Raw genomic sequence first — 12,822 nt, 5'->3', positions numbered from 1 at the left:
TGTCGTGCGACGGACCGCTCGGTGTAAGCCCGGTCATGCCAGCTCCTCCCGGATCCTGATCCGGCTGCCGACCAGGCGCGGATCGCGCTGCTCGACGGCCGGCTCCCGGGTGCGTCGCCAGTCGGTCAGCGCGGTGCGGATGACCACCCGCGCCGGCCGGTCCGGGTCGACGTGCCGGAAGATGAACGACGTGGTCACGATGGCCAGGGCGATCTCCCAGGCTGGGAAGAGCTCGACCGTGAACGTGAACAGCCAGTGGATGAACATGTAGAGGGGGACGAGCAGCATGAAGAGCCCGTACTGGGCGTACGGCAGGTGGACCGGAAGGGTGTAGCCGGGCGGCCCGAGGTAGACCAGGCGTGCCCGGTAGATGTCGTCGTCGGTGCGCAGCCGCATGTGGGTGACCGCGCCTATTCGAAGATCAGGTCGATCAGGTAATCGCCGACGAAGAAGAGTGTTGCCGCGCCGGCGATGAAGGCCAGCCCGACGATCGCGATCGCGGAGCTGGTGAGCACCTTGGAGATCTCGCCCCGGCTGGCGCGCCCGATGAAGATGACGCCCAGGACGGCTAGCAGGATCGGTGCGATCTTGCTGGCGAAGAAGGTGACCACACTGTTGGTGTCGATCCCCTTCGGGGCTGGCTCGGCGAGTGGAGCCGACGCCAGGGTGGAGAGCGCGTGGGCGACGCCTGACGACGCCGTCTCCATGAGCTCGAAGGCGATCACTGGAACCTCCCCATAGCGCGGCCGGCGGTGCCGCGGCGGTGCAATAGGCAGACCTGGCGGGAAATGTGCTCTCAGGGCGCAGCGTTCTCGACCCTGCGTTCGTTACTCACCACGGAGAGTGGCGAGCTTTGGGCGTTTTTCCCCCGCTTCGGCCCTCCCTCCACGCTTCGCCATCTCGATGCTGGCCAATTCCAAAGCGTACGGGCCGCCCCGGATTGCGACAAGCCGCGAACGGGGTGCCCGATCCTGCCCGGATGACCGATCGTACACCTGTTCCAATGAGCACGTCAGGAAGGGTTGCCCCGGGTCGGAGGGGGCCGCCACCGCGACCGGTACCGTCTAGTCGTGACCGATCTGGTGCGGGCTCCGGGCCCGGTGGTGATGGGCGTCCTCAACGTCACGCCGGACTCCTTCTCCGACGGCGGACGGTACGCCGACCTCGACGCGGCCGTCGGACACGGCGTCCGTCTGCGCGACGCCGGAGCGCACCTGGTGGACGTCGGCGGCGAGTCGACGCGCCCGGGCGCCGAACGGATCGACGCCGCGACCGAGGCGGACCGGGTGCTGCCGGTCATCCGCGCGCTGACAGCCGCCGGGGTGCCGGTCAGCATCGACACCAGCCGTGCGCGGGTGGCGGAGGCCGCCCTGGGTGCCGGCGCGGTGGTGGTCAACGACGTCTCCGGCGGTCTGGCCGACCCCGACATGGCCCGGGTGGTCCGCGACGCCTGCTGCCCGTGGGTGCTGATGCACTGGCGGGGCCACTCCCGGCAGATGCGTGAGCTGGCCAGCTACGGCGACGTGGTGGCGGACGTGCGGACCGAGCTGTCCCAGCGGATCGACGCGGCGTTGGCCGCCGGGGTGGCCGCCGACCGCATCGTCGTCGACCCCGGCCTCGGCTTCGCCAAGACGGCCGCGCACAACTGGGAGCTCAGCGCCCGGCTGTCGGAGCTGCTGGACCTCGGGTACCCGCTGCTCTTCGGCGCCAGCCGCAAGTCGTACCTCGGTGGGCTGCTCGCCGCCCCCGACGGCACGCCGCGGCCGATCGCGCAGCGGGAGGCGGCCACCGTCGCCACGAGCGTGCTCGCGGTGGCGGCGGGGGCCTGGGGGGTACGCGTGCACGACGTGCGCGCGACCGCCGACGCGCTCGCCGTCTGGGCCGCGACCGGCAGTCCGCGCGTCACGGCAGGACAGGAACGAGAGGGGCGGCGATGACGACCGACCGGATCCAGCTGACCGGCCTGCGGGCGCACGGCCGGCACGGGGTGTACGACTTCGAACGCGCGCAGGGTCAGGACTTCGTCGTCGACGCCGTCCTGGAGATGGACCTCGCCCCGGCCGCCGCCAGCGACGACGTCGCCGCGACCGTGCACTACGGCGAGTTGGCCGAGCGGCTGGTCGCGGTGATCACCGGTGAGCCGGTCAACCTCATCGAGACGCTGGCGGACCGGCTGCTCGCGGTGTGCCTGGCCGACGGGCGGGTCGACGCCGCCACGGTCACCGTGCACAAGCCGGATGCCCCGGTACCGCACACCTTCACCGACGTGGCGGTCACCATGACCCGGAGGCGGTCCCGGTGACCCGTGCCGTCCTGTCGCTCGGCAGCAACCTGGGCGACCGTCTGGAGCACCTGCGGACCGCCGTCGCCACGCTCGGCGACGCGGTGCTGGTGGTCTCCGGCGTGTACGAGACTCCACCGTGGGGTGACGCCGACCAGCCCGCGTACCTCAACGCGGTGCTGCTGGCCCAGGACGAGACCGCGACCCCGCGCGACTGGCTGGAGCGGGCGCGGGCCGCGGAGTTCGCGGCCGGCCGGGTCCGTGACCCGCTGCGCCGGTTCGGCCCGCGCACCCTCGACGTGGACGTGATCGCCGTCTGGGGCGACGACGACGAGCCGGTGCTCAGCGACGACCCCGAGTTGACGCTGCCGCATCCCCGGGCGCACCTGCGGGCGTTCGTGCTGCGGCCGTGGATCGACATCCAGCCGTACGGGCGGCTGCCCGGTCACGGCTGGCTTACCGACCTGCTGACCACCGGACCGGCCGCGGACGACGTGCTGGATCTGCGTGCCCGGCCGGAGTTGGCGTTAGAGTCGACCGCATGACCGAGCGGAGCCGGCCGGCATGACGCAGGCGAAGTCCCCACCACCGGGCGGGTCGGGTCCCGACCGGTCGCGGATGGGTCCCACCCGGATCTCGAGCCTGGTCGTGGCCGCCCTGGCCGCCGCGGCGGTGGCCTGGCTGTTGATCAGCACCCTCTACTACAGCGGCATCCCCCGGCTGCCCTGGCTGCCGGTCGTGACGCTGGCCGGGCTCGCCGTGCTTGAGGCGTACGCCGCCGTCAACACGCGTGGGCGGATCGAGCGCAAGCCCGGCCGGGACCCCGTCAACCCGCTGATGGTCGCCCGCTTCGTGGTGCTGGCCAAGGCGTCGGCGCTGGCCGCCGCCATCTTCGCCGGCTTCTACGCGGGGCTCACCGGCTGGCTCTTCGTCGAGAACACCCGGGCGGCCACGGAGGATCGTCCGGCCGCCGTCGGCGGTCTGCTGGCCTCGCTGGCGCTGGTCGGCGCCGCGCTCTGGCTGGAACGCTCCTGCCGGGTGCCGGAGCGCCCCGACGACGAGCGTGAGCCCGACCAGCGCGAGAGCCGCCCCGGCCAGCGCTGACCAGGGGGTTACGCCCGGCTCCGGGCGCGGGTACGGTGCCTGCGATCGGAGAGCGAAGGCCGCCCACGATCCGTCCGCGCGCCGGACCGGGGCGGCCGGCGACTGGGGAGGCGGCGTCATGGGGTACGAAGAAGCGGGCCGGGACCGGTCGGCCGAGCCCTCGTCCGGGGTGCCCGCCGCCGTGCTGGAGAACGTCTTCGACGACCCCACCCACGGCGAACCGGGCCGGGACCGGGTGGGTGTGCACGTGTGGTGGGAGTTCCTCCTGGTTGCCGCCCTGGTCGCGTTGGGTTGGCTGCTCTGGCGGGAGGACTCGGCCGCCCTGCGCGCCGACAACCTGCGGACGTTGCTGGTCGACGCGGCGGGGCTCGGGCTGCTCGCTCTCGCGGCCGGGCTGAGCCTGCGTACCGCCGCCCCGAACCTCGCGGTCGGGCCGGTCGCGATCGCGGCCGCCCTGCACTACGCGGAGCAGGGCGACCGAGGGCTGCTGGCGTCCGTCGGCCCGGCAGTCGCGGTCGCCGCGCTGGGCGGGCTCGCGCTCGCCCTGGTCGTGGTGGTGCTGCACGTGCCGGCCTGGGCGGCCAGCCTGGCCGGCGCGGCCGGTGTGGTGGTGTACATCGAACGCCGATCGTCCCCGGTGCTGGTGCAGGGCGACTACGACCCCGGACGCACGGCCGGCTACCTCTTCGCCGGCTTCGCCGCGGTGGCGGTCCTCGGCGGGCTGTTCGGCACGATCCGGGCGATCCGTCGCCTGGTCGGCCGGTACCGACCGGTCACCGATCCGGCCCGTCGCCGGGGTGGGGTGGCCGCCGTGGTCGCCGCCGTCGCGCTGGTCGGCTCGACCGTGCTTGCCGCGCTCGGCGGCGTCCTGCTCGCCGCGAACGGCCCCGGCCCGGTCACTCCCGGCACCGGACTGGACTGGACGGTGCTGGCGCTCGGGGTGGCGCTGCTCGGCGGCACCAGCGCGTACGGCCGCCGGGGCGGGGTGTTCGGCACCCTGCTGGCGGTCAGCCTGGTCACCGTTCTGCGGGAGTACGCGCCGGAGCGGGGCTGGACGTTGAGCACCTGGGCGGTGGGCGGGGCGGCGATCGGCGTCGGGTTGCTGGTCACGCGGCTGGTCGAGACGTTCGGGCGGCCCCTGCCGGGTAGTGTCCCCGACCGACCCGAGCCGGTCAGCGACGGCGCGATCAGCACGGGCTGGGCCATGCCGCCGTCGCAGTCGGTCGACAACTGGCCGCCGACACTTCCCACGCCGGCCGCGCCGCAGCCGACCGACCCGTGGCGGGAGCCGCGGTGGGAGGACAGCCCACGCCGGTGGGACGCCGACGAGCGGTGAGCCGTGTCGCGTCGCCGCGCCGGAGCTGATCTCGCCCGTTAGGCTCGGCGGCATGACCGACTCACCTGCCGCCACCCCCGGCGGAACCTCGTTCGAGGCACTCGACGCGCTGTCCACCGAGGAGCTGCGGGAACGGGCGTTCGCCCTGGCCCGGGAGCGTCGCGACGTGGGCTTCTACTGGTCGGTGCTGCGGCACCTGCCGAACGCGGACGAGGCGACGGTGCTGGACGGCGCACCCAACTCGATCGGCCCGACGATCGACGAGGCGAACGCCCTGTGGCGGGAGCTGACCGGGCACGGCTACGAGGAGTCCGCGCCGCTGCTGCGGGCCGCCTTCATCGACTACCTGATGAAGCACTGACCCGCTCGGGGCAGCCCAGGTCCACCCGGCAGAGCGGGACCGGGCCTGGGCGGATCACGTCGCTCTTCCACCGGTCCGGCCCGGTGAGCCGGTACGGGACCGCCGCCGGCACCGGCGCGCTCGCCGTGCTGCTGCTGGTGGGCATCTGCGGCAGCCCGGCGTACACCGGTTGGGCCGCCACGCAGACCGCCTCGGACTCGGGCATCGCCTTCTTCCTGCGTGTGCTCGCCTGGCCGGCCTGGCGGTTGGACGCGGACGGGCAGCCCGGCGGGTTGTTCGCCGCCGACCTGCGGGCCGTGCTGCTTGTGGTCCTCGCGGTGGCGCTGCTCTATCTGCTGCCCGCCGCGCAGGTCGCCCGGGTGCCGGGCTCGGTCAGCCAGTTCTTCTCCGGCTGGGCCGCGTACGTGCTTGCCGGTGGGCTCGCCGCCGTGCTGGCCGCGCTGCTCGGCCCCGACCCGTCGCTGCTGCGCGCGTTGCAGGACGCCAGCGCCGGGGCCGGTTACGGGTTCCTCGCCGGCTGGATCATCGGCACGGCCAGCCTCGGCGGACGCGCCTGAGCCGTACCCGCTCGGCGGGACCGGTCAGGCCGTCGTCCGGCCGAGGTCGAGCAGGCGTTTCCGGGTGAGCGCCCCGACGGGTCGACCGTCGTCGGTCACCACGAGACGGTCCCGGCCCGAGGTGAGCAGGACGGCCAACGCGTCGTACGCCGAGCCGTCCAGTGGCACGGTGGGCAGGTCGGTGCCGGTGTCACCGGCCAGCGGGTCCAGCGACTCGCGGTCCAGGGGGGTGACCACCAGCCGGCGGATGCCCCGGTCGGCGCCGACGAACTCGCGGACGAACGGCGTGGCGGGCGCGCCGAGCAGGGCGGCCGGGGTGTCGTACTGCTCCAGGTGCCCGCCCTCGGAGAGCACCGCGATCCGGTCGCCGAGTCGTACGGCCTCGTCGAGGTCGTGGGTGACAAGCACGATCGTCTTGCGGACCTCGGCCTGGAGTCGGAGGAACTCCTCCTGGAGGCGGGACCTGACGATCGGGTCGACTGCCGAGAACGGCTCGTCCATCAGCAGCACCACCGGGTCGGCGGCGAGCGCGCGGGCCACCCCCACCCGCTGCCGCTGGCCGCCGGACAACTCGTGCGGGTAGCGGCCGCCGAACTGGGCCGGGTCCAGTCCGACCAGGTCGAGCAGTTCGTCGACCCGGGTGCGGGTCCGGTCGCGGGACCAGCGCAGCAGGCCGGGGACGGTGGCCACGTTCGCGCGGACGGTCTGGTGTGGAAAGAGGCCGACGTTCTGGATCACGTAGCCGATCCGGCGGCGCAGCCGCACCGGGTCGACGTCGGTGACGTCCTCGTCGCCGAGCATGATCCGGCCGGAGGTCGGCTCGATCAGTCGGTTGATCATCCGTAGCACCGTCGACTTGCCACAGCCGGACGGGCCGATCAGGACCACCAGCTCGCCGGCCCGGACGTCCAGGCTGAGCTCCCGCACGGCCTCGGTGCCGTTCGGGTAGCGCTTCTGGATGCCGTGCAGGGAGATCGACGCCGCGCGAGGGGAGCCGGCCGCGCCGGGGGCCTCCGGGGTAACGTCCACGTATGTCCTTCCGCCTGAGCTACCGGGCCGACCCGGGTAACCCCTGGTTCTCCTGGCAGTACGTGCGGGACAACTCTGACACGATCCTCGCCGCCGTGCGCGAACACGCCTCCCTCACCGGGCGGGCGGTGCTGATCGCGGTGTTGATCGCCCTTCCGTTGTCGGTACTGGCGTACTGGGTCCGTCCGCTCGCCGGTCCGATCCTCGCGGTCAGCGGGGTGGTCTACACCATCCCGTCGTTGGCGCTCTTCGCGTTCATCGCTCCGTACCTGGGCACCGGGACGACCACGGTGCTGGTCGGGCTGGTCCTCTACGCGCTGCTGCTGATCGTCCGCAACGTGGTGGCGGGGCTCAACCAGGTGCCGCCGGAGGTCGGCGAGGCCGCCGATGGCATGGGCTACGGGCGGTGGGGGCGGCTGCTCCGGATCGACCTGCCGCTGGCCGTGCCGGGCATCCTGACCGGGCTGCGGCTGGCGACCGTCTCCACGGTGGCGTTGGTCACAGTCGGTGTGCTTGTCGGGCACGGCGGCCTCGGGCAACTGATCTTCGCGGGCTTCCAGAACAACCTCTACAAGGCCGAGATCATGACTGGTTCGGTGCTCTGCGTGGCGCTCGCCGTCGTCCTCGACCTGCTGCTCGTCCTGGTCGCCCGGCTGGTGACCCCGTGGACCGCTAGGAGGGCCCGGTGAGCGTGGCGGCGAGCCCGATCGGCCAGGCGGTGGTCTGGATCAACGACCCGCTGAACTGGACGAACCCCGGCGGCATGCTCGACCGCCTCGGCGAGCACCTCACCATCTCGGCGCTGGCGGTGGCGCTCGGCTGCCTGGTGGCCTGGCCGCTCGGGCTGTGGCTGGGGCACACCGGGCGCGGCGGCGGCCTGGTGGTGCTGGTGTCGAACGCCACCCTGGCCATCCCGACGCTGGCACTGCTGACCATCCTCCCGGTGGTCTTCGCAAGCGGCTTCGGGCGTACTCCGGTGGTGGTGGCGCTTGCCGTGTTCGCGGTACCGCCGTTGCTGGCGAACGCGTACACCGGTGTCCGTCAGGCGGACCCGGAGGCCCGCGACGCGGCCCGGGGGATGGGTCTGTCCGGCGGGCAGGTGCTGCGGCAGGTGGAGCTGCCGCTCGCCGTGCCCTACCTGGCGGCCGGTTTCCGGACCGCCGCCGTGCAGGTGATCGCGACCGCCGCGCTTGCCTCGTTCGTCAACGGCGGCGGCCTCGGTGAGATCATCCGGACCGGCTTCGGCCTGGGCATCGCGGGTGGCGGCGGTCAGATCGTGGCCGGCGGGGTGCTGGTGGCCGGGCTCGCCCTGCTGGCCGAGGTGATCCTCGGCGTGGTCGAACGGCTGGTCACACCCCGTCCACTGCGGCGTGGACGGCAGCGGACGGGCCACCCTCGGCCCACCGACGCCACCGGCCGCGCCTGACCGGTGCCCGCTGCTCCGTCCGGGTGAGCGGACCGCGATCCGCCGAACGCCGGCGGTGCGGTCGGTGACGATGGGGTGACGAAGTCCATCCCAGGTTGTCGGTCCGTTCCGGAGGATGTTGGGTGGACATTCGCGGGCGACCAACAGTCAGGCCGCCCGTCGGACACGCGGCCGGCCCGGGACGGGCCGCGCCGGGACACGGAAGGCGGGCACATGCGCGCACGTACACGTCTGGTGATCGGCGCTGTCGGCGTCGTCGCCGGGGCCGCGCTCCTCACCGGGTGCGGTGACGCCGGTTCGTCCGGCACCGACGCCCCCCAGCAGAGCGCCTCCGGCGCCGGGTGCGCCCCGGTCAAGGGTCAGCAGCTCATCGCACTGCAGGACGACAAGAAGCTCCAGAACTCCGACAACGTCATCCCCGCGGTCAACAGCAAGGTGGCGAACCCGCAGCTGATCGCGGCACTCGACAAGGTCTCGGCGACGCTCGACACGCCGAAGCTGATCCAGCTCAACAAGGCCGTCAACGACGACCGGAAGACCCCGAAGGTGGCCGCGGAGGAGTTCGCGAGCGCCAACAACCTCACCGCGGGCATCGCCAAGGGTCCGGGCGGCGACATCACGGTGGGCGCCGGCAACTTCGCCGAGAGCCAGATCCTGGGCGAGCTGTACCGGATCGCGCTCACCGCCGCCGGCTACCAGGTCAAGGTGCAGCAGATCGGCAACCGGGAGCTGTACGAGCCGGCCCTGGAGAAGGGCGAGATCCAGGTCGTCCCGGAGTACGCGGCCACGATGACCGAGTTCCTCAACACCAAGGCCAACGGCCCGAACGCCCAGCCGGTGTCCTCGCCCGACATCAACGCCACGGTGACCGCCCTCAAGGCCGAGGGTGACAAGGTGGGTATCACCTTCGGCGCCCCGGCCGCCGCGCAGGACCAGAACGCCTTCGCGGTGACCCAGGCCTTCGCCGACAAGTACGGCGTCCGCACCCTCTCCGAGCTGGCCGCGAAGTGCTCCGGCAGCGCGACGGTGCTGGGTGGGCCGCCGGAGTGCCAGCAGCGCCCGTTCTGCAAGCCGGGCCTGGAGAAGACGTACGGGCTGTCGGTGGGCTCGTTCTCCTCTCTGGACCAGGGTGGGCCGCTCACCAAGAGCGCGCTGCGCGACGGTTCGATCAGCGTGGGGCTGATCTTCTCCTCGGACGGGGCGTTCGCCACCAGCTGAGCCCCTTAACGGCCGCGCCGACGGACGCCCCCGCCCGCACCAGGGCGGGGGCGTCCGCGCGTGTCGGTGACCCGTTCCCTCCGCTGGGGATCCTCGGTAGGCTGCACAGCCATGCCAGCCCCGGTCACCTCCGACGCCCGGCGTCAGCCGCGACTGCCGACCCTGCTGTTCTGGGCGGGCGTGGGTCTCGCCCCGGTGGCGGCGCTGATCCTGCTTGTCGCCGACGGCAACACCCCGCTGCGTTTCGCGGCGGTGCTCGCCATCGTGGCGGTCGTGCTGATCGGCCTGTCGATCGCGTTGCGGCCCGACGGTGAATCGGCCCGGGTCGACGAACTGCTGGACGAGATCGAGGAACTGCGCCGGGAGTTGCGGGCCGAGATCGTGGCCGCCGCGCAGCGCGGCAACCAGGCGCTGGACCAGGCGCAGCGGGCGCAGGAGGGCATCGACGCGGTCCGTCGCCGCCTCGACGCCAGCAGTGCCGCGCTCGCCGGTTCCGCCCCCGACGCCGCCGGTGCGGGGCGGGCGCGGGTGCCGACCGCCGCGCCGGTCGACGACGCGCCGTCCGGCCGGGCATCGGCGCCGACCGACATTCCGGCCGGCCGGGGCCGGGTGCCCGGCGACGTTCCGGCCGGCCGGGGCCGGGTGTCGGCTCCGGAGGACGCCGCCCGCTGGGGTCGCGCCGACGACGAACCGGCGTACCCGCGGGCGACCGGGGAGCACTCTCCCGCCGGGGTGTACGGCGCCGAGCAGCCCGCCGCCGGGGTGTACGGCGCGGACCGTCCCGCCGCCAACCGGTACGGGTCGGCGCGCCCCCGTGAGCACGACCGACCCGAGCCGGCGCACCGGCCGGCCGGCGTGGTCCGGCACACCGAGACCGTGCACGTCACCACCCGGCACACCGTCGTGGACGGTGGGCCGCCGGAGACCGCCACCCGGTACGGCGGCGGGTACGCCGGCCAGTGGACGCCGCCGGCGCAGGAGTGGACCCGGGGCGGCGGCGCGGACGAGCGCCCCCGCCCGGCGGAGCGTCCGCGCGGCGAGGCGGAGGATCGCCCCTGGTCCGGGTACGCCGACGACCGGCCCCGGCCCGGTTCCGGTGGGGCCGCCGACCGGGAGGTGCCAAACGTGGACGCCGAGCCCGGTTGGCGGGCCCGGCGTGACGAGCCGCAGTGGACCGGTCGGCGTGACGCGTACGACCCCTCCGACGAGCCTGCCCGGGGTTCCCGCGAGCAGCGGGACCAGCGGGGGTGGGCCGAGCAGCGCGAGCCCGACCGGGGGAGCGCCGCCGCGCCGCAGTCCGGGCCGCCGCTGCGGGCCGACGACACCGGCGAGTTCTGGTCGCAGATGCGGACCGGTGACCGGTGGGCGGCCGTCCGCGACGACGAGAACGGCCGTGAACTGCACGTCGGGGAACGCCGGGCCGAGGTGCACGCCGATCCCGCCGGAACCGAGTACCGGATGGCCGACCGCTGGGCCTCCGTCCGCCGCGAGGAACCCCGCCGGCACGAGGACGCCCCCGGGCGTGCGGAACCCCGCCGGCAGGAGGACGCCGGCTGGTACGCCGAGCGCGAGTCGTACCACCGGGACGAGGCGGCGGGTCGGCCGGCGCTGCCGGTGGGTGGCGTGCCGGTGCCGGAGGAGTGGCGGCCACCGCGCCAGCGGGGTCACCAGGCGGAGCCGGAACGGGTCGGTCGGCGACGGGTCGACGAGCGGTACGGCTACCCGCCGCCTGACGACGTGCCGCGTGCCGGCGGTGCCCCTCCCGGCGACCGCTGGCGCTGACGCGTCACTTGTCGATGTCGCCGACCACGAAGAACATCGAGCCCAGGATGGCGATCAGGTCCGGTACGAGGCAGCCGGGGAGCAGGGTGGCCAGCGCCTGCACGTTGGCGTACGAGGCGGTGCGCAGCTTCAACCGCCACGGCGTCTTCTCGCCCCGGGACACCAGGTAGTAGCCGTTGATGCCGAGCGGGTTCTCCGTCCAGGCGTACGTGTGCCCCTCCGGCGCCTTGAGCACCTTCGGCAGTCGGGTGTTGATCGGCCCGGTCAGCCGGTCCACCCGGTCCAGGCACTGCTCGGCGAGGTCCAGCGACGCGTACACCTGGTCGAGCAGCACCTCGAAGCGTGCGTGGCAGTCGCCGGCGGTGCGCGTCACCACCGGCACGTCCAGCTCGTCGTAGGCCAGGTACGGGTCGTCGCGGCGCAGATCCAGGTCGAGCCCGGAGGCGCGGGCCACCGGCCCGGACGCCCCGAACGCGGCGGCGTCCGCCGCGGAGAGCACACCCACGCCCACGGTGCGGGCCAGGAAGATCTCGTTGCGCCGGATCAGGTGGTCCAGGTCGGGCAGCCGCCGACGTACCTCACCGATCGCCGCCCGCGCCCGCCCGGTCCAGCCGTACGGCACCTCCTCCTTCAGGCCACCCACCCGGTTGAACATGTAGTGGATCCGCCCGCCGGAGACCTCCTCCATCACCGCCTGGATGGTCTCCCGCTCCCGGAAGGCGTAGAAGACCGGCGTGATCGCGCCGATCTCCAGCGGGTAGGAGCCGAGGAACATCAGGTGGTTGAGCACCCGGTTCAGCTCGGCCAGGGCCATCCGCAGCCAGGTCGCCCGCTCCGGCACCTCCATGCCCATCAGGCGTTCCACGGCGAGCACCACACCCAGCTCGTTGGAGAACGCCGACAGCCAGTCGTGCCGGTTGGCCAGCACGATGATCTGCCGGTAGTCGCGGACCTCGAAGAGCTTCTCCGCGCCCCGGTGCATGTAGCCGATGATCGGTTCGCAGGCGATCACCCGTTCGCCGTCGAGCACCAGCTTCAACCGCAGCACGCCGTGCGTGGAGGGGTGCTGCGGGCCGATGTTCAACACCATGTCGGTGCCGAGCTGCTGATCGCCGGTGCCGGCAACGAGGCCGGCCCCGGTGCCGACGGTCAGTTCACGGAGGTCCCCGGCGTCGGTGGTCATGCCCGTCATCGTGCCACGGCCTCGTCGGGCGGGATGCCGACCGGCTGGCGTAGCCACCAGTGCCCGCCGAGCCCGGCCGGGTCGGTCAGTTCGGCCACCGCCGACGCGGCGGCCAGCGCCCGCACGTAGCCGACCGGGTCGGTGCCGGCCAGGCTGAGCGGCGGTCGGCCGCCGTCGGCCCCGAGCGCCCGCAGCGCCTCGGCCTGCGAGACCAGGGAGTACGCACACCGGGCGACCGTCGCGCCGGCGGAGGCGACCGAGTCCATGGCGACGTGCGCGGTCACGTCTGTCGTCCCGTCCAGCGTCGGCGGTACCTGCCGCCCAGCCCGGTACCCGGTCAGCGTCCCGTCGACGGGTCGGTCCTTCGTCAGGTGCCCGTAGTCGACTGCCACCGCCATCCCTCGGCTGATCTTCCGGACCGCGCTGGCCCAGGCTTTGTCTCTCGTCCGTCCGATCTCTGCTCGGTGGTAGCTGTGGGGGGTTTCGGGGCAGCCCGGCCGGCTCCGGGCGGTCAGGCTTGATCCCTGCGCCGGCCGGGCTGCCCC

The 12,822-nt window shown here is 73.5% G+C and carries 16 protein-coding genes; 11 read left to right on the top strand and 5 right to left on the bottom strand.

What is annotated here, in order from left to right; all coding sequences use genetic code 11:
- Positions 1-33 precede the first annotated feature (33 nt).
- Together ABZS77_RS19495 and ABZS77_RS19490 are read right to left on the bottom strand one after the other, a co-directional pair.
- Positions 34-396 carry a hypothetical protein gene (locus tag ABZS77_RS19495; protein ID WP_139583242.1) on the bottom strand — a complete coding sequence of 121 codons (363 nt, stop codon included), beginning with the start codon at positions 394-396 and terminating at the stop codon, positions 34-36.
- Between the two features lie 14 nt (positions 397-410).
- Positions 411-725, bottom strand: a complete 315-nt coding sequence (locus tag ABZS77_RS19490; protein ID WP_030327982.1) for a hypothetical protein — start codon at positions 723-725, stop codon at positions 411-413.
- Between the two features lie 345 nt (positions 726-1,070).
- Between ABZS77_RS19490 and folP the strand changes: the two genes are divergently transcribed.
- From folP to ABZS77_RS19455, 7 genes are all read left to right on the top strand, one after another.
- Positions 1,071-1,937, top strand: coding sequence for a dihydropteroate synthase (gene folP, locus ABZS77_RS19485; protein ID WP_354824432.1), 867 nt, complete (start codon positions 1,071-1,073; stop codon positions 1,935-1,937).
- Positions 1,934-2,302 (top strand): dihydroneopterin aldolase, encoded by a 369-nt coding sequence (gene folB, locus ABZS77_RS19480; RefSeq protein WP_354824429.1) that lies wholly within the window; start codon positions 1,934-1,936, stop codon positions 2,300-2,302. Before folP ends, folB begins: the two co-directional genes overlap by 4 nt.
- Positions 2,299-2,826: a 2-amino-4-hydroxy-6-hydroxymethyldihydropteridine diphosphokinase gene (folK, locus tag ABZS77_RS19475; protein ID WP_354824426.1), complete on the top strand. Its 528-nt coding sequence runs from the start codon at positions 2,299-2,301 to the stop codon at positions 2,824-2,826. Before folB ends, folK begins: the two co-directional genes overlap by 4 nt.
- 19 nt (positions 2,827-2,845) lie before the next feature.
- Entirely contained in the window at positions 2,846-3,385 is a 540-nt protein-coding gene (locus ABZS77_RS19470) for a DUF3180 domain-containing protein (RefSeq protein WP_354824423.1), read from the top strand.
- Positions 3,386-3,503: 118 nt separating this feature from the next.
- Complete coding sequence (locus tag ABZS77_RS19465) at positions 3,504-4,721, top strand: ABC transporter permease (protein WP_354824420.1); 1,218 nt, start codon at positions 3,504-3,506, stop codon at positions 4,719-4,721.
- A gap of 52 nt (positions 4,722-4,773) precedes the next feature.
- Complete coding sequence (locus tag ABZS77_RS19460; RefSeq protein ID WP_151488076.1) at positions 4,774-5,082, top strand: hypothetical protein; 309 nt, start codon at positions 4,774-4,776, stop codon at positions 5,080-5,082.
- An 83-nt stretch (positions 5,083-5,165) separates the two neighbouring features.
- Positions 5,166-5,639 carry a hypothetical protein gene (locus tag ABZS77_RS19455; RefSeq protein WP_354824417.1) on the top strand — a complete coding sequence of 158 codons (474 nt, stop codon included), beginning with the start codon at positions 5,166-5,168 and terminating at the stop codon, positions 5,637-5,639.
- A 24-nt stretch (positions 5,640-5,663) separates the two neighbouring features.
- On the opposite strand, the gene ABZS77_RS19450 is transcribed toward ABZS77_RS19455, so the two are convergent.
- Complete coding sequence (locus ABZS77_RS19450; RefSeq protein ID WP_354824414.1) at positions 5,664-6,668, bottom strand: ATP-binding cassette domain-containing protein; 1,005 nt, start codon at positions 6,666-6,668, stop codon at positions 5,664-5,666.
- Between the two features lie 2 nt (positions 6,669-6,670).
- Here ABZS77_RS19450 and ABZS77_RS19445 point away from each other — a divergent pair, with 2 nt between their 5' ends.
- The 4 genes from ABZS77_RS19445 to ABZS77_RS19430 all read left to right on the top strand — a co-directional run bounded on the left by ABZS77_RS19445 (position 6,671) and on the right by ABZS77_RS19430 (position 11,094).
- The gene (locus tag ABZS77_RS19445; RefSeq protein ID WP_354824411.1) at positions 6,671-7,357 is read left to right on the top strand and encodes an ABC transporter permease; all 687 of its coding nucleotides are present in this window, start codon (positions 6,671-6,673) and stop codon (positions 7,355-7,357) included.
- Positions 7,354-8,094, top strand: a complete 741-nt coding sequence (locus ABZS77_RS19440; RefSeq protein ID WP_354824408.1) for an ABC transporter permease — start codon at positions 7,354-7,356, stop codon at positions 8,092-8,094. The genes ABZS77_RS19445 and ABZS77_RS19440 overlap by 4 nt, the downstream gene beginning before the upstream one ends.
- Before the next feature lie 213 nt (positions 8,095-8,307).
- The gene (locus tag ABZS77_RS19435; protein WP_354824405.1) at positions 8,308-9,312 is read left to right on the top strand and encodes a glycine betaine ABC transporter substrate-binding protein; all 1,005 of its coding nucleotides are present in this window, start codon (positions 8,308-8,310) and stop codon (positions 9,310-9,312) included.
- Between the two features lie 111 nt (positions 9,313-9,423).
- On the top strand, positions 9,424-11,094 hold the full coding sequence (locus tag ABZS77_RS19430; RefSeq protein ID WP_354824402.1) for a hypothetical protein: 1,671 nt from the start codon (positions 9,424-9,426) through the stop codon (positions 11,092-11,094).
- A 4-nt stretch (positions 11,095-11,098) separates the two neighbouring features.
- On the opposite strand, the gene ABZS77_RS19425 is transcribed toward ABZS77_RS19430, so the two are convergent.
- Positions 11,099-12,286 (bottom strand): NADH-quinone oxidoreductase subunit D, encoded by a 1,188-nt coding sequence (locus ABZS77_RS19425; protein ID WP_203178985.1) that lies wholly within the window; start codon positions 12,284-12,286, stop codon positions 11,099-11,101.
- Positions 12,283-12,822 (bottom strand): SAM-dependent methyltransferase (locus tag ABZS77_RS19420; RefSeq protein ID WP_354824399.1); only part of this gene is annotated, 540 nt, incomplete at its 5' end. The genes ABZS77_RS19420 and ABZS77_RS19425, both read right to left, overlap by 4 nt.

The organism is Micromonospora sp. NPDC005298, assembly GCF_040607375.1.
Taxonomy (GTDB): Bacteria; Actinomycetota; Actinomycetes; order Mycobacteriales; family Micromonosporaceae; genus Micromonospora.
This window is presented reverse-complemented; position numbering and strand designations above follow the sequence as displayed.

What these genes read in the sequence shown, in the direction of transcription:
- ABZS77_RS19445 (WP_354824411.1), top strand. Translation starts at nt 6,671, where the DNA reads ATGTCCTTCCGCCTGAGCTACCGGGCCGACCCGGGTAACCCCTGGTTC.
- ABZS77_RS19430 (WP_354824402.1), top strand. Translation starts at nt 9,424, where the DNA reads ATGCCAGCCCCGGTCACCTCCGACGCCCGGCGTCAGCCGCGACTGCCG.
- ABZS77_RS19425 (WP_203178985.1), bottom strand. Translation starts at nt 12,286, where the DNA reads ATGACGGGCATGACCACCGACGCCGGGGACCTCCGTGAACTGACCGTC.
- folB (WP_354824429.1), top strand. Translation starts at nt 1,934, where the DNA reads ATGACGACCGACCGGATCCAGCTGACCGGCCTGCGGGCGCACGGCCGG.
- ABZS77_RS19470 (WP_354824423.1), top strand. Translation starts at nt 2,846, where the DNA reads ATGACGCAGGCGAAGTCCCCACCACCGGGCGGGTCGGGTCCCGACCGG.
- ABZS77_RS19435 (WP_354824405.1), top strand. Translation starts at nt 8,308, where the DNA reads ATGCGCGCACGTACACGTCTGGTGATCGGCGCTGTCGGCGTCGTCGCC.
- ABZS77_RS19460 (WP_151488076.1), top strand. Translation starts at nt 4,774, where the DNA reads ATGACCGACTCACCTGCCGCCACCCCCGGCGGAACCTCGTTCGAGGCA.
- ABZS77_RS19465 (WP_354824420.1), top strand. Translation starts at nt 3,504, where the DNA reads ATGGGGTACGAAGAAGCGGGCCGGGACCGGTCGGCCGAGCCCTCGTCC.
- ABZS77_RS19495 (WP_139583242.1), bottom strand. Translation starts at nt 396, where the DNA reads ATGCGGCTGCGCACCGACGACGACATCTACCGGGCACGCCTGGTCTAC.